General features: G+C 74.3%; 10 protein-coding genes. 7 read left to right on the top strand and 3 right to left on the bottom strand.

Features of this window, described 5'->3' with window-relative positions; translation table 11 throughout:
- Positions 1-53: 53 nt before the first annotated feature.
- Positions 54-836 carry a polyprenyl diphosphate synthase gene (gene uppS / locus FXF52_RS08985; RefSeq protein ID WP_187413399.1) on the top strand — a complete coding sequence of 261 codons (783 nt, stop codon included), beginning with the start codon at positions 54-56 and terminating at the stop codon, positions 834-836.
- A 63-nt stretch (positions 837-899) separates the two neighbouring features.
- Here the strand turns inward: uppS and FXF52_RS08980 are convergent, their stop codons facing one another.
- Positions 900-2,093 carry a hypothetical protein gene (locus FXF52_RS08980; protein WP_148795326.1) on the bottom strand — a complete coding sequence of 398 codons (1,194 nt, stop codon included), beginning with the start codon at positions 2,091-2,093 and terminating at the stop codon, positions 900-902.
- Positions 2,094-2,255: 162 nt separating this feature from the next.
- Here FXF52_RS08980 and FXF52_RS08975 point away from each other — a divergent pair, with 162 nt between their 5' ends.
- Together FXF52_RS08975 and FXF52_RS08970 are read left to right on the top strand one after the other, a co-directional pair.
- Positions 2,256-4,130: a hypothetical protein gene (locus FXF52_RS08975; RefSeq protein ID WP_148795324.1), complete on the top strand. Its 1,875-nt coding sequence runs from the start codon at positions 2,256-2,258 to the stop codon at positions 4,128-4,130.
- Positions 4,085-5,866, top strand: a complete 1,782-nt coding sequence (locus FXF52_RS08970; protein WP_148795322.1) for a hypothetical protein — start codon at positions 4,085-4,087, stop codon at positions 5,864-5,866. Before FXF52_RS08975 ends, FXF52_RS08970 begins: the two co-directional genes overlap by 46 nt.
- Positions 5,867-6,045: 179 nt before the next feature.
- On the opposite strand, the gene FXF52_RS08965 is transcribed toward FXF52_RS08970, so the two are convergent.
- Positions 6,046-7,908, bottom strand: a complete 1,863-nt coding sequence (locus tag FXF52_RS08965) for a hypothetical protein (RefSeq protein WP_370517912.1) — start codon at positions 7,906-7,908, stop codon at positions 6,046-6,048.
- A 98-nt stretch (positions 7,909-8,006) separates the two neighbouring features.
- Between FXF52_RS08965 and FXF52_RS08960 the strand changes: the two genes are divergently transcribed.
- On the top strand, positions 8,007-9,290 hold the full coding sequence (locus tag FXF52_RS08960) for a PQQ-binding-like beta-propeller repeat protein (RefSeq protein ID WP_148795318.1): 1,284 nt from the start codon (positions 8,007-8,009) through the stop codon (positions 9,288-9,290).
- Positions 9,291-9,350: 60 nt separating this feature from the next.
- On the opposite strand, the gene FXF52_RS08955 is transcribed toward FXF52_RS08960, so the two are convergent.
- Positions 9,351-10,571 carry a peptidase C39 family protein gene (locus FXF52_RS08955; protein WP_148795316.1) on the bottom strand — a complete coding sequence of 407 codons (1,221 nt, stop codon included), beginning with the start codon at positions 10,569-10,571 and terminating at the stop codon, positions 9,351-9,353.
- Positions 10,572-10,700: 129 nt separating this feature from the next.
- Here FXF52_RS08955 and FXF52_RS08950 point away from each other — a divergent pair, with 129 nt between their 5' ends.
- The 3 genes from FXF52_RS08950 (at position 10,701) to FXF52_RS08940 (ending at position 15,463) form a co-directional block, all read left to right on the top strand.
- On the top strand, positions 10,701-11,369 hold the full coding sequence (locus tag FXF52_RS08950; RefSeq protein WP_148795314.1) for a response regulator transcription factor: 669 nt from the start codon (positions 10,701-10,703) through the stop codon (positions 11,367-11,369).
- Complete coding sequence (locus FXF52_RS08945; protein ID WP_370517904.1) at positions 11,366-12,580, top strand: sensor histidine kinase; 1,215 nt, start codon at positions 11,366-11,368, stop codon at positions 12,578-12,580. Before FXF52_RS08950 ends, FXF52_RS08945 begins: the two co-directional genes overlap by 4 nt.
- A 342-nt stretch (positions 12,581-12,922) precedes the next feature.
- Entirely contained in the window at positions 12,923-15,463 is a 2,541-nt protein-coding gene (locus FXF52_RS08940; protein ID WP_148795312.1) for a malectin domain-containing carbohydrate-binding protein, read from the top strand.
- Positions 15,464-15,602: the final 139 nt, after the last annotated feature.

Genomic DNA, 15,602 nt, shown 5'->3' with positions numbered 1-15,602 from the left:
GGCTGGCGGGGCTGGAGGCAGCGGCAGGGGCCCTCGCGTGGTTTTATCTGGTCATGATCGAGCCCGTTCGTCGCATGGCCTATCAGCTGTACGCCCGCCGCCTGCGAGCGCAGTTGGCCGACGTCTCACTGCCTCGGCACGTTGCCATGGCGATGGACGGGAACCGGCGATGGGCCAGGCAGATGGGCTTCGACGACCCACGACTGGGCCACCGCTATGGGGCGGAGCACATGCACGAGGTGCTGAGCTGGTGCGCCGAGCTGAGCATCCAGCACGTCACGCTGTTCGTCGCCTCCGTCGACAACGTACGCAAGCGGGCCTCCGACGAGGTGGAGCACCTGATGCGGATGATCGAGGAGGTGGTGGCGGAGCCACTGCTGCGCCCGGGCAACCCGTGGCAGCTTCATCTGGCCGGCCGCGCGGACGTGCTGCCCGATTCGACCCGCCACGCGCTGAAGGTGGCCGAGGAGGCGACCGGTGCGCGCGGCGGCAACTTCCATCTCACGGTGGCCGTCGGCTACGACGGCCGTGAAGAGATCGTCAACGCGGTCCGTTCACTGCTGGAGCAGGAGGCGCAGACCGGCGCTACCGTCGACGACGTCGCGCAGCGTCTGACCGCCGAGGACATCGCGGCGCACCTGTACACCGGCGGCCAGCCCGACCCGGATCTCGTCATCCGCACGAGTGGCGAACGCCGAATGTCGGGCTTCCTGCTCTGGCAGGCCGCCTACTCCGAGCTCTACTTCTGCGACGTGTACTGGCCCGGCTTCCGGAAGGTCGACTTCCTTCGCGCCCTGCGCTCCTACGCGGCACGCAGCCGGCGATTCGGCGGATGACCAGCACCAGAGCCGATCACTCAGGAGCACCGGCGAGGGGTCGCGGTCCACGCGCAGCCAGGCTCAGCGCCCGCCGACCGACCGGTACCAGGTCTTCTCCGTGCCCGCCAGGCTGAACGTCTGACGAGAGTCTGGCTGCGGCACCACCACCAGGCCCGGCCGGTCGACCAGGCGCGACGTCCCCGGCGGGGCGGCGAACGAGGTGTCCCGGGTGGCCCGCCAGGTCAGCACCGCGAGCGGCTGCCCGGGCATCGGTAGGTGGTAGGCCTGCAGGGTGGTGGACCGGTCGGCGGGGGAGACCACCGGGGTGCCGCCGTCGCCCGGCCGGTAGACCAGGGCGGTCATCGTGCCGGTGGCGCTCTCCCAGCTGAGCTGCTGCAGGTCGCCCGGCTCGCCGCCGCCCAGCGCCACCTCGCCCAGCGATCGGACGGCGAGCTTCGCCATCGGCCAGGACTCCGGCGCCGAGCGGGGCGCGTTCCGGTCGCCGATCCGGCGGGGGACGCTGCCGAACGGCCCGGTGGTGTCGGCGAGGACGCAGGTGTCCAGCCCGGTCAGGGCGCGGCTTCCGGTGCCGGCCTCGTCGCGTACCAGGGGATAGCGGGGGTCGGCGGTGGCCGTACCCAGGTCGAGGACGCGGTCCGCGGCCCGGCCGCGCGGCAGCGAGCGGGTGGGGCGCAGCGCCGCGGTCAGCTCCACCGCCCGGCAGGCCGGCACGGCGACCGGCTCGGTGAGGCCGTCGGCGCTGGCCAGCGCGCGGCCGTCCGGACCGAGCAGCCGCTCGACCCGGGCGGAGGTGAGGTAGCGCCGGCCGTTGCGGATCTGGACCGGCAGCACGTCGGAGTAGACCAGGTAGCCGGGGTCGGTGTACTCGGTGGCGTGGGTGACCCGCCAGCGGTCCCCGTCGCGGTCGAGTTGCAGCAGCCAGGAGGCGCTCTCACCGGGCACGTCGGCGGCGACCAGGGCGAGCGGTGACCCGGCCATCTCCCCGGAGTAGAGGATGCCGGAGGTGGGCAGGTGTGCCCGGTCGTCGACCGGCGAGCGCCAGTCCCGGACCGCTGCGGTGATGCCGGCGGTCGCGGCGGCGTCGCCGGCGAGGCTGCCGCGCGCCGGCCAGACGGTCAGCGGCCCGTCCAGGCTGTCGTAGCCGACCCGCAGGTCCGCCGACTGCCGCCCGGCGACGGGCCCGCACCCGGGCGCGGCCAGCAGCAGGATCAGCAGCGCGGTGGCCACCGTGCCGCGTCGGCGGACTGAAGCCACCTGTACGCCCCCGATCGCGTCGTTGGTCGTGTTTGCGAAGCCACATGGTACGAGACGGCCGGTCGTCCGGCGGTGCCCGCCTCACCCCTTCGGGCGACCGCCACAGTGGAGGGTGGTGTGCGTTTCGTGGCCATTTTTCGGCTCCGGTAGACTCCGCCGACTGTGACGCCTGCCGAGCCCCGTGGCGACTCGCGAGCGGACGCCGACGCCCCGACGGGCCCCGCCTCCGTCACCACCGTGGCTCCCCCCGCCCCCGATCCCGACGCCGCCCGGTCGCCCGCCCGCCCGCGCCCACGCTGGACGCGCCGCCGCCAAGACCTCGCCGTGTACGGCGTCTTCCTGCTCGCCGCACTGTGGGTGACCAGCGGGCTCTGGGTCGACCCGGCCGGCCGGGTGGCCGCCCTCTACAGCAGCGATCCGGCGCAGGTGCAGTTCTTCCTCGCCCACTCGGTACGCGTCGTGCTGCACGGCGAGTTCCCGTTCTACACCGACCAGTTCAACTATCCGGACGGGGTCAACCTGATGGCGAACACCGCCATCCTGGCCCTCGGCATCCCGATGGTGCCGGTCACCCTCCTCTTCGGACCGGCGGTCTCCTTCGTCACGCTGGTGACGCTCGGCCTCGCCGGCACGGCCGCCGCCTGGTATCGGATGCTGTCCCGGCACGTGGTGCGTACCCGGCTGGCGGCGGCCGTAGGCGGCTGGCTCTGCGGGTTCTCGCCGGCGATGCTGTCGCACGCCAACTGGCACCCCAACATCATCTCCCAGTTCCTGCTGCCGTTCATCGTCTGGCGGGTGCTGGTGCTGACCCGCTCCACCCGCCCGGTCCGCGACGGCGCGCTGCTCGCCCTGCTGGTCACCGGGCAGGCGTTCATCAACGAGGAGATCCTGCTCTTCACCGCGTTGGCCCTCGGCGTGTTCCTGCTGGCGGTGGTCGTCCAGCAGCGGGAGCGGTGGGCCACCGCGTGGCGTCCGCTGGGGACCGGGCTGGCGGTCTGCGCGGTGCTCGCCGGGGCGCTGCTGGCGTACCCGCTCTGGGTCCAGTTCGCCGGGCCGATGGCGTACCACGGGCTCAGCGACGCGGTCCGCGACTACGGCAACGACATCGCCTCGTTCTTCGCCCCTGGCTCACCGACCCTGGGCGGCAACGAGCGGGCGAATGTCAACCTCGCCCCGAACTACTCGGAGGAGAACGCCTTCTTCGGATGGAGCCTGTCCCTGCTGGCCGTCGGCATCGTGGTCTGGCTCCGGCGGGAGGTGATCGTCCGGGCGCTCGCCGCGACCGGCCTGTTCTTCGCGGTGCTCTCCCTCGGCGAGCGGGTGTCCTGGTGGGACCGGGAGCTGTTCACCGGCCCGTGGGACCTGCTGGTCCGGCTGCCGCTGCTCGACGCGGTGGTGCCGACCCGGTTCGGCATGATCACCACCGTGGTCGTCGCGATCCTGCTGGCCCTCGCCGTGCAGCGCGCCTGGTCGCTGCGCACCGCCGAACGGCGGACGGTACGGACGCTGACCGTCGCCGGTCTGGCGCTGGCACTGCTGCCGATCGCGCCGATGCCGTTGCAGGTCACCACCCGGCCGGAGGTGCCCAGGTTCATCACCGCCGACCGGTGGCGGCAGTACGTCGGGCCGGACCAGACGCTCGTGTCGGTGCCCGTGCCGAGCATGGGCAACACCAACCCGATGCGCTGGGCGGCCAGCACCGACCTGGCCTTCAAGATTCCCGGCGGGTACTTCCTCGCCCCGCGCAACGGGGTCACCGGCGATCCGGGCCGCTTCGGCGGGCGGCCCAGCGGCATCGGCGACCTGCTGGCGGAGGTCGCCGCCACCGGGCGTATGCCGAAACTCGACGACCGGCAGCGCCGGCGGTTCCTGGACGAGCTGCGGCACTGGCGGGCCGCCATCGTGGTGCTGCCGCTGGACCAGCAGAACGCCGAGCCGCTGCGGCGGACCGTCGAGCAGTTGATCGGGCCCGCCCGGCAGGAGCTGGACGTGTGGTTGTGGGACGTCCGGACACTGACCAGCCAGTCGACCGCCTGACCGCCCCGCCGGTGGTCCGGTCGCGGCTTCGGCGGGTCCGCCCGGTCGACGCGCTGGTGGTCGCCGGCTACCTCGGGCTGGCCGTGCTGCTCACCGGCGACCAGTGGCGACGGCCGGAGCGGCTGTTCCACCAGGCCGGCGACCAGATGCTCTTCGAGTGGATGCTGGCCCGGGCGGCCCGCGCGGTGACCGCGGGGGAGAACCCGCTCTACAGCACCGCGCTGAACGCCCCGGACGGCGTGAACCTGATGGCCAACACCTCCGTGCTCGGGCTGGGTGTGCCGCTCACCCCGGTCACGCTGCTGTTCGGCGCCCAGGCGGCCTTCCTCGTCGCCGTGGTCGCCTGCCTGGCCGGCACCGCCACCGCCTGGTACGCGCTGCTGGCCCGCCGGCTGGTCCGGTCCCGGGCCGCCGCGGCGGTGGGCGGGCTGTTCTGCGGCTTCGCGCCCGGCATGGTGTCGCAGGCCGGGGCGCACCTGCACATGGCCGCCCAGTTCCTGGTCCCGGTGATCCTCGGGCTGGTGTTCCGCCCCGCCACCGACCGGGTACGCCGGGACGGGACGCTGCTCGGGCTGGCCGTCGCGTACCAGGTCTTTCTCGGCGAGGAGGTGCTGGTCTTCCTGGCGCTCGCCGCCGGGGTGTTCGCCGGGGCGTACGCGCTGGCCGACCGGGCGGCCGCGCGCCGGCTGACCCCCGCGGTGCTGCGCCGGCTCGGGGTCGGCGCGCTGGTGGCGGGGGTGCTGCTGGCCTACCCGCTGTGGTTCCAGTTCCGCGGCCCGAGCCACTACACGGGGATGCCGTTCTTCGCCGAGGGGTACCGGCTGGACGTGGCCTCGTTCACCGCGGCGGCCCGGCAGAGCGTGGCCGGGGACGACCGCCACTCGGGGCTGCTGTCGCCGAACCCCACCGAGCAGAACTCGTTCTTCGGGCCGTTCCTGCCGCTGCTCGCCCTGCTGGTGGTGGTCCGGCTGTGGCGCCGGCCGCTGGTCCGCGCCCTCGCGGTCTGCGGGCTGCTCCTCGCCCTGCTCTCCCTCGGCACCACGATCGTGGTGAACCGGCACGACACCGGGCTGCCCGGGCCGTACCGGCTGATCGCCGGGGTGCCGCTGCTCGACCTGGTGGTGCCGGCCCGGTTCGCGCTGGTCTGCGTACCGGTGCTGGGGGTGCTGCTGGCGCTCGCGCTGGACCGGGTCCGCCACCGGTCCGCCCGGACCTGGGCACCCTGGGCCGGGGCGGTCGCCGCCGCGCTGCTGCCGCTGGTCCCCACCCCGATCCGTACCGTGCCGGTGGTGCCGGTGCCGGCCTTCGTGGCCGACGGCGGCTGGCGGGCGTACGTCCCGCCGGGGCGGACGCTGGTGCCGGTACCCCCGGTGACCGGTGCCGCGAAGAGCCCGGCCACCTTCTGGTCGGCGCGCACCGGGCTGGCGTTCGACGCGCCGGGCGGCTACTTCATCGGCCCGCGGAGCGGGGACGACCCGACCGCGCGCTGGGGCGCGCCGGACCGCCCCACCTCGCTGCTGCTGCGGCGGGCCGCCGAGACCGGTCAGGTGCCACCGGTCGGCGACGCGGAGCGCCGCCAGGCGGTCGCGGACCTGCGGCACTGGCGGGCGGCGGTGCTGGTGCAGGCCGGCTCGCTCCCGGGCGACCCGGTCCGGGCCACGGTGGACGCCCTGATCGGGCCCGGCCGGGACGTGCCTGGCGCGCACATCTGGGACGTTCGCCCCCTCCTCGGCTGAGCGGGCGCGGCCGCCCGTCAACGTCGCGCTCGATCCTGGAGGTAGTGGCATCGCAGCGCGCCGGACGCCACTACATCCAGGAGACATCCAGGATCGAGCATGATCTTGAGGCGCTAGGCGCTAGGCGCTAGGCGCTAGGCGCTAGGCGCGAGGCGCGAGGCGCGAGGCGCGAGGCGGGGTCAGACGCGGTCGCGGACGTCCCAGAGCCAGACGTCGTCGACCCGTTGCGGCGGTCCGAGCAGCGCGGTCATCAGGTCGCGCAGCACCGCCTCGCGCGGGTTCGCGCCGAGGACCACCACGGACGCCTTCCAGAAGCGCAGGTCCTCGACCGCCTGGCGGCGGTGCTCCTCGGTGATCGCCGGGACCTTGTTCGCGTCCATCGTGGCGTAGATGAGCGTGCTGGTCGGCCGGTTCGGCGCGCCGAAGACCCCCTCACCCTTCTCGTTGGGGCCGATGAAGTAGCCGGCGGGGATGGGGAACTCCTGCCTGGTCAGGGCACTCCACCGCAGGGTGGGCAGGCCGTGCACGTTGCTCGGGATCGGCACCGGCACCAGCGTCCGGCCGGCCGGCACGTACGGCCGCCAGCCGCCCGCGGTGATGAAATGCGGCGGCGGGTCGAGCCGCTCGGCCGGCAGCGGGCGCGGGAAGAGCGGCAGCAGGGCGGCCACGATCGCCGCGTACCCGAGGCCGCGCAGCCAGCGGCGCCGCCGGCCGGCGGCGGGCGACGGCGCCGCGCTGGCCTCCCCGGCGCGCGGCCTCGGCACCGCCGGGCGGCCCGCCCCGGCCAGGCCGTTCCAGGCCAGCGCGAGCAGCACGCCGACCGCGCCGGTCACCACCAGGGCCAGCCGGGTCGGCATCATCATCTCGACCAGTGGCAGGTTGTCCGGCACGTACGCCCAGGGGCCGTCGACCGTGGTCTCGACCCCGTCGAAGCGCACCTTCGGGCCGATCGCGGCGACCGTGAAGACGACCACCAGCACGGCGACGATCCGGGCCGGCAGCGAGCGGCGCACCAGCAGCACCAGGGCGACCAGGGCGACCAGCACCAGCGGCCAGCCGAACCAGGTGTTCTGCTCGGTCAACCCGATGGTCTGCTCGACCGCCTCGTCACCGGCCACAGTGTCCCGGGCGAAGGTGACGAAGGCCATCAGGTCCTCGCCCCAGTTGTGGAAGACCCCGCCCTGCAGGCCCCGGTAGGACTGCGGCCCGTTGAACTGGAACCAGATCGGATACGCGGCCAGCAGCAGGGCCAGCCCGCCGCCCACGCCGAGCGCGGCGAGGAAGGTCCCTGCCCGCTCCCGCGCCGCCCGGGGCCGCTGCACCGCGTACGCCACCACGATGACCAGGCAGGCCAGCGCGGTGAGCAGCAGCATCTCCTCGTTGATGAAGATCTGGTACGCCACCAGCAGGCCCAGCGCGACGCCGTTGCGCAACCAGCGGCCCGGCTCACCGAGCCGCAGCACCCGGGCCACGATCAGCGGGAGCAGGAAGTTGGAGACGAAGTTGGGCTGCCCGTTGGCGTGGTGCACGATGCCGGGGGCGAAGCCGAGGAACACCCCACCGACGAAGGCCGCCGCGCGGGAGCGGACCAGGTGCCGGGAGAGCATCCAGTACGAGGTGGCCGCCGTCGCCGACAGGGCCGCGCCCAGGTAGAGCGCGTACATCACCTGCGGACCGAGGAGCAGGGTGAGCGGTGCCAGCGGCAGGGTGACCCCGAGCAGCGAGGTGTTCGCCATCATGTTCACCCCGTCCGGCGCGTTCTGCCGGGCGGTGAAGAGCGGGTTCTCCAGGTGACGCACCGAGTAGGCGCCGTGCGCGAAGAGCCACTCGAACCAACTGTGGTCCGTCGGCAGGTGCGAGGAGACCCGGTGCTGCACATCCCCCCAGTAGTTGAGGCAGACGAGAACCCCGAGCAGCACATAGGCTCCGATGGCCAGCACGTCGGCGCGGGCCGGCCGGCGCCGGGACCGGCGGGGCGGGACCGCCACGACGGGCTCGACCGCGACGGGCGAGGAGTTCAGCGAGGGGTCTACCACCGGCACAGCCACGACGGGCCATCGTACAGGCGGTCCGGCGTCACCCCGGCCGGCCGGTACACCCCGCGGCGGGTGCGCGGGCGACTGCCCGGGAAGGGATGGTCGTGACGATCATCGATCTGGGCGAGCTCCGTCACGACCCGGAGCCGCAACCGCCGCCCCGGCCGCCGCGCGCCGTCACCCGGCCGTACCGGGTGCTGGCGGTGCTGGCGGCAGTCCTGTGTGTCCTCGCCGGCGGAGTCCCGCGCCCGGAACGCGCCGTCGCCGTGGTGTCGGCCCGGCTCGGCGCGGACCTCTTCCTGGTGGCCGACCGTCTCTACGTGGTGGACCCGCTGGACCCGCAGCAGGGTACGGGGCGGCAATTGGTCGCGTACCGGCTCCCAGCCGACGGGCCGCCCGCCGTCCTGTGGCGCACCTCGCTCCCCGCCGGCGGCGGCGACGTCTGGCTGCTGCAGCAGGGTGCGACGGTGCTGGTCAGCGGCCGTCAGGTGGGCGGCCCCGAGGGCGTGTTCCGGACCACGGCCCTCGACGCCGGCACCGGCCGATCGGGCTGGCAGCAGCCCGGGGCCGGCTACCCGGCGGGCGACGGCGTGCTCCTCCAGAACCTCGACGCTTCCGGCGAGGGCTCGCTCCGCCGGGTCGACGTGGCCTCCGGCCGGACGCTGTGGTCGGTGCCGACCCCGCTGGACGGCCCCGCCCTGCGCTTCGGCCCCGACGGCGTGGACCGGATCGTGCTGGCCGCCCCCTCCGGCGAGGTCGAGGTGCGCGACCCCGCCAGCGGTGCTCTGCTGGCCGCCCGCAACATCCGCCCCGGTCAGCTGCCGAGCTGGCAGCGGAATCAGGTCGTCGGCGACCTGCTGCTGGTGATCAGTGACAACGGCGGCACGGTGACCGGCTACGGCCTGGACCGGCTGGACCAGCGCTGGACGGCCCGGCTCGCCCAGGTCGGCTACCTGACCGACTGCGGTGACCTGCTCTGCGCGTACCGGCAGACCGGGGGGATGTGGGCGCTCGACCCGGCGACCGGCGCCGTGCGGTGGAGCAACCCGCGCTGGCAGGCGGTGCTGTGGGCGGAGCGCGGCCGGTTCCTGGTCGGCGCGGACGACTCTGGCGGGTCCCGGTTCCTGGTGGCGGACGCGGCGACCGGCCAGCCGGTCGCCGACCTCGGCAGCTGGGAACTGGCGAGCTGGACCGAACCGGGCGACCGGCTGATCGGCGTCCGGCGGGGCGGGGACGGGCGGCTGCTCGTGGCCGAGCTGGACGTGGCGGCCGCCCGGGTCCGCGTGTTCGACGCGCTGCCCAACGTGCTCGGCGACTGCCGGACCGGCCGGGACGTGCTGGTCTGCCGGCGCAACGCCGGTGGGTTCGGGGTGTGGCGGCTGCCCTGACTCAGCCCGCCGACGCCGCACCGGCCGGCACACCGTCGGGCCGGCCGGTGGGTCGCGGAGTCACCAGTTGGCCTGCTCGGGCGGCGGGGGCAGCGGCACCGACGCCGGCCGGACCACGTACGTGACGCCGCCGCTGCCCGACTGCCAGGCCGCCTCGAACGCCGCCCGGGGCACCGTCCGGCGGACCCCCTCGTCGTCCGGCGCGTACGGGTCGTTGAGCACCGGGTCACCGTCGGCGGTGAAGCCGACCAGCACCATCAGGTGCCCCCGGGTGTCGTAGTCCAGCCCCGGCACCTGCCCTGCCGTGAACGCGGCCGACAGGATCAGCGGGACGCCGGCGGCGACGAACCGTTCCGCCTCGGCGAGCGAGCGCAGCCGGGTGACGAAGGCATCCACCCCGTGCAGCCCCGCGTACGCCATGTTGAACGCCCAGTTCCCGGCCCCCGCGTAGGCGTGGTCGTAGCACTGCCGGGCGGCGTGCACCACCACCGGCCGCGGGCCGGGCGGTTCGACCCAGGCGTACCGGTCGGGGCCGGGCCCGGCACCCCAGAAGTCCAGCACCATCGAGGTGCAGGTGGGGCTGCACCAGGAGTCCCCGCCGCCGCCCCAGCGGGTCTCCCCGCCGGCGTGCAGCCGCTGCGAGTAGCGGGGCACGTCCAGCACCCGTCCTCGAGCCGGCCGTCCCGGTCCACCACGAAGGTCTCCGGCGCCGGTCGGCGTCGAGGCGTCCGCCGGGCCGGCCGCCGCCCTGGTCGAGGCGACCGCGCCGACCGTGCACAGCACCGGGCCGACCGGGGCGTCGGGCCGGCGGAACAGGCTGACCCGGACCTGCCAGCCGGTGACCACGGCGCCCGTGATCCGCAGGGTGTCCTCCGCCACCCGAGCGTCGTCGCCGGTCTGGCCGGGCACCGAGCTGCGGTGGATCGTCGCCTCGTCGGCCGCCCAGTCGCCCAGCACGTACCAGTCGGTCGACGGGTCCGCGTCGGCCCAGCCGCGCAGCTCCACCCGCAGCCAGCAGCCTGGCGGGGTGTCGGCGGTCCACGACGGCACGATCTCGTCGGCCGGGAAGCCGAGCCGGACCGGCGGGGACGTCCAGGTCGCCCGGTCGTAGTCGGCGGTGACGCCGGTGTGCGGATCGGTGTGCGCGACGCGCCCGGCCGGCCGGTCGACCACCAGGCCGTCCGGGCCGGCGGTCACCCCGTCGGACGTCCCGCGGCCCAGCTCGTCCGGGAAGCGGAAGCGGTGATACGCCACGTCCCGCCCGATGGACGTTCGGGTCATCGGCAGCCTCCTTGTCGCCAGGTGCCGGGAAGCATGGCGTACGCGAAGGTCTTTTGCAACGGCGGCGCGGGATGCTGGTTTGGTGGCCGGCACTAGGTTGTCGGGGGGTCATGAGCTGGGAGGCCGGGGATGCGGGTACTGGTGGTGGAGGACGAGCGGAACCTCGCCGACGCGATCGCGCGCGGGTTGCGCAAGCGCGGGATGGCCGTGGACGTCGCCTACGACGGCGACAGCGGGCACGAGGCCGCCTTCGTCACCCGGTACGACGTGGTGATCCTCGACCGGGACCTGCCCGGCGTGCACGGCGACCAGATCTGCGCCGACCTGGCCGCCTCCGGCACCCTGACCCGGGTGCTGATGCTGACCGCGAGCGGCACGGTCGCCGACAAGGTGGAGGGCCTGCAGCTCGGCGCCGACGACTACCTGCCCAAGCCGTTCGCCTTCGACGAGCTGGTCGCCCGGGTACAGGCGCTGGGCCGGCGAGCCACCCCGGCCGCCCCGCCCGTGCTGGCGGTCGCCGACCTGGTGCTCGACCCGGCCCGCCGGGTGGTCACCCGCGGCGGGGCGCCGGTCGACCTGACCAACAAGGAGTTCGGCGTGCTGGCCGAGCTGCTCAAGGCGCGCGGCGCGGTGGTCTCCAGCGAGGAGCTGCTGGAACGGGTCTGGGACGCGAACACCGACCCGTTCACCACCATCGTCCGGGTCACCGTGATGACGCTGCGCAAGAAGCTCGGCGACCCGCCGTTGATCGAGACGGTGGTCGGGGCCGGCTACCGCACCGCCGAGGTCGCGGCATGAGCGCGAGGAGTGAGCCGCTGCTGCGAGCCCCGCATTCGCGAACCGAGGCTGGCACCGTGACCCGCCGCCTGCGCCCCACCCTGCGTCTGCGGCTCACCCTGCTCAACGGGGTGCTGCTCGTCGGCGCCGGGGCGATCCTGGTGACGCTGGCCTGGCTGCTGGTCCGCGACGCGCTGCGGCCCACGGACGAGCTGCGGCCCGGCACCACGGTGGTGCTCGCCGACGGCCGCACCCTCGACGCCGGGCAGTGGCAGCGGGGGCTGGTCGACGCCGCCTCGACGGAGCTGCTGGTCAAGGGCCTGGTGGCACTGCTGGTGATCAGCGTGGTCGGGGTAGCCGGGGCGTACCTGGTGGCCGGCCGGGCGCTGCGCCCGCTGCACCAGGTGACCGCCACCGCCCGGCGGCTTGGCGAGGCCACCCTGGACCAGCGGATCGGCTGGTCCGGCGCGGACGACGAGGTCGCCGAACTGGCCCGGACGTTCGACGCCATGCTGGACCGGATCGCCGCCGCATTCGAGGCGCAGAAACGGTTCGTCGCGAACGCCTCCCACGAGCTGCGTACCCCGCTCGCGGTGATGCGGACCGAGATCGACGTGACGCTCAGCGACGACGAGGCGGACGCCGCCGAGTACCGGCGGATGGCCACCGTGGTCCGGGACGCCTCGGAGCGGGCCAACGGGCTGGTCGACGCGCTGCTGGTGCTGGCCCGCAGCGAGGCCCAGGCGGGCCGCCGGCTGGCCCGCCGGGCCGAGTGCGACCTGGCCGTGGGCACCGCCAACGCGCTCTCCGCGATGGGCCGCGAGGTGGAGCGGATCGGCCTCAAGGTGCACACCGCGCTGCGCCCGGCGCCGGTGGTCGGCGACCCGGGGCTGCTCGACCGGCTCGCCGGCAACCTGGTGGAGAACGCGGTCCGCTACAACCACCTGCACGGCCGGCTGTGGGTGCGTACCGGCACCGACGGGCAGCGGTCCTGGCTGGTGGTGGGCAACACCGGCTTCGAGGTCGCCCCGGCCGACGTGCCGGGGCTGTTCGAGCCGTTCCGGCGGGGCGGCCAGGAGCGTACCGGCGCCCGTGGCTCCGGCCTCGGGCTCTCCATCGTCCGGGCGGTCTGCGACGCGCACGGCGGCACGGTGCAGGCGGTCGCCCAGCCGGGCGGCGGCCTCGAGGTGACCGTCACCCTGCCGGCCGCCGACGCCCCCGCCGCCACCTGACCGGTCGCCGACCGGCGTACGTCCGGCGCGGCCGGCCGTCGAACCACCATCTACATTCACCCTTTTCGCGCGACCGGCTCGGCTGTCCCGTCCGGTCGCGCGGGTGGTCGGACGGGAACGGCCCGAGTGGTCGGGCAGAAACCTGACGATCGCTGGACCGCCGCTGACCGGTGTCGCAGTGTGTGGGATGCGACACGCCTCACCCGGCCGTGCCCCGGCGGCCGGACGGGCGCCCATCCTCTCGGCTCGCCCTCCCGCCGGGCCGCCGAGGGTCCGGGACTACCCGCTCCGTGCCGGGTGCCACGCCGGTCCTGTCCGCGCCCCGCCCAACCGGAGCTGCCAGTGACCCACGCCTCGGCCCTCACGCGCCGTGTCCTCGCGGCCCTCGCCGCCGCCGCACTCACCGCCGCCGGCCTGGCGCCGGCCGGCCCCGCCAGCGCCGCACCCGACCACACCACCCTGGTCAAGCCGGTTCCCTCGACCGCCACGCCGGACATCCTGGACGGCACGGTCGACGCGATCCACGACGCCGGCACCAAGATCATCGCGGTCGGGGACTTCACCCGGGTCCGCAACCGCGGGTCCGACGTCGAACTCACTCGCAACTACGTGCTCGCCTTCGACAAGGCCACCGGGGTGGTGGACACCGCCTTCGCGCCGACCGTCGACAACGAGGTGTACGCGGTGGTCGCCGGGCCCGCCCCCGGCACGGTCTTCATCGCCGGCAAGTTCAACACGGTCAACGGGGTCACCCGGCGCAAGGTCGCCCTGCTCGACGTCGCCACCGGCGCGGTGGTCACCAGCTTCGCCGGCCCGGCGTTCAACGGGCTGGTCAACGACGTCGCCCTGGTCGGCGGGCGGCTGCTGGTCGGCGGCATCTTCACCACCGCCGGCAACCCGAACCCGCGCGGCGGCCTCGCCTCGCTCAACGCCAGCACCGGCGCGGTGGACAGCTACCTCACCACCAACCTCACCGAGCACCACAACTACGACGGGGTCAGCGGTTCCAACGCCGGGGTCGGCGCGAGCAAGCTGGCCGTCTCCCCGGACGGTCAGCAACTCGTGGTCATCGGCAACTTCAAGAAGGCCGACGGGGTGCCGCACGACCAGATCGTCAAGCTGGACCTCGGGACGACCGCGGCCACCGTCGCCGACTGGAACACCAGCCGGTACACCCCGCGGTGCTACTGGTGGGCGTTCGACTCGTACGTGCGCGACGTCGCCTACGCCCCGGACGGCAGCTACTTCGTGGTGATCACCACCGGCGGGGCGAACGGCGGCACCCTCTGCGACAGCGCCGCCCGCTGGGAGTCCGGCGCCACCGGCAGCGAGCTTCAGCCCACCTGGGCCGACTACAGCGGCGGCGACACCTTCCTGTCGGTCGGCATCAGCGAGCAGGCGGTCTACGTCGGCGGCCACTTCCGCTGGTTGAACAACAGCTTCGGCGGCGACAGCGCCCAGGCCGGCGCGGTCGGCCGGGCGAGCATCGCCGCCCTCGACCCGCGCAGCGGCCTGCCGCTGTCGTGGAACCCGGGCCGGCACCCGCGCGGCGTCGGCGCCTCCGAGATGCTGGTCACCCCGGCCGGGCTCTGGGTCGGCTCGGACACCTCGTTCATCGGCAACTTCCAGTACCGGCGGGAGCGGATCGCGTTCTTCCCGCTGACCGGCGGGGCCGCGCCGCACCCGACCACCACGGCCGGCCTGCCCGGCGCCGTCTACCGGGCCGGCGTGCCGGTGCCGACGAACGTGCTCTACCGGGTGAACGCCGGTGGGCCGCTGGTCGCCTCGACGGACAGCGGGCCGGACTGGGCGGCCGACGACGGCGGCAACCCCAGCCCGTACCACAACGGGGGCAACAACACCGCCGGCTACGGGACGGTCGGCAGCCTGGACGGCACCGTGCCGGCCGGTACGCCCGCCGCGCTCTACAGCGCCGAGCGGTGGGACCCGGCCGGGGACCCGGAGATGCGCTGGCAGTTCCCGGTGCCCGCGGGCACCGAGGTCCAGGTCCGGCTCTACCTGGCCAACCGGTACGACGGCACCGCGTCCCCCGGTTCGCGGGTGTTCGACGTGGCGCTCGACGGGGTGACCGTCCTCGACCACCTGGACCTCTCCGGATCCGTCGGACACAACGTCGGCACCATGCGGTCCTTCACCATCATCAGCGACGGCTCGGTCGACCTCGACTTCCGGCACGTGGTGGAGAACCCGCTGGTCAACGGCATCGAGATCGTCAAGACCGGGCCGCCGCCGGCCGGCAGCCCCGACGACGTGCAGGTCCGGCCGTACGACGGGGCGAGCACGGTCGGCGCCCCGAGCCCGGTGGCCAACCCGGACGGCACCGCCTGGTCCACCGCTCGGGGCGCCTTCTGGGTCGGCGGCACGCTCTTCTACGGCATGAACGGGGCGCTGTGGCGGCGCACCTTCAACGGCACCACCTTCGGTACGCCGTCACCAGTCGACCCGTACCACGACCCGTACTGGGACGCGGTGGTGACGAACTCCGGGCCGGCCGGCCAGACATACGCCGGCGTGACCACGAACTTCTACACCGAGATCCCCAACGTCACCGGCATGTTCTACGACGGCGGCCGGCTGTACTACACCCTCGGCGGTCAGGGCGGCCTCTACTGGCGCTGGTTCACCCCGGACAGCGGCGTGGTCGGCGCGGACCGGTTCACCGTGGCCGGGGTGAGCGGCTTCGCCGCCGCCGGCGGGATCTTCCTCGCCGGGAACACCCTCTACCAGGTCAACCGGAGCACCGGCGACCTGTCCTCGACGGACTGGGCCGGTGGCGTGCCGAACGGCGCGTTCACCGTCCGTAGCGGCCCGGCGGTGGACGGCGTCGACTGGCGGGCGAAGGCGGTGTTCGTCGGCCCGTGACCGGGTCACCCGCCCGGCCCGGCCCCGCAGCTCAGGGTCCGGGCCGGCGACGGGTTTGTGCGGATCGCCGGGCGGTGACATGATGCTCCGGTCAGCCCGAGGTGCGGAAGGGGGTGTGGTCGATGTCCACCGTGAACAG

The organism is Micromonospora sp. MP36, from assembly GCF_008119785.1.
Lineage (GTDB): Bacteria > Actinomycetota > Actinomycetes > Mycobacteriales > Micromonosporaceae > Micromonospora.
This window is presented reverse-complemented; position numbering and strand designations above follow the sequence as displayed.

Bases quoted from the DNA above. Each gene is read 5' to 3' on its own strand.
- FXF52_RS08950 (WP_148795314.1), top strand. From the start codon at position 10,701: ATGCGGGTACTGGTGGTGGAGGACGAGCGGAACCTCGCCGACGCGATC.
- uppS (WP_187413399.1), top strand. From the start codon at position 54: ATGATCGAGCCCGTTCGTCGCATGGCCTATCAGCTGTACGCCCGCCGC.
- FXF52_RS08945 (WP_370517904.1), top strand. From the start codon at position 11,366: ATGAGCGCGAGGAGTGAGCCGCTGCTGCGAGCCCCGCATTCGCGAACC.
- FXF52_RS08955 (WP_148795316.1), bottom strand. From the start codon at position 10,571: ATGACCCGAACGTCCATCGGGCGGGACGTGGCGTATCACCGCTTCCGC.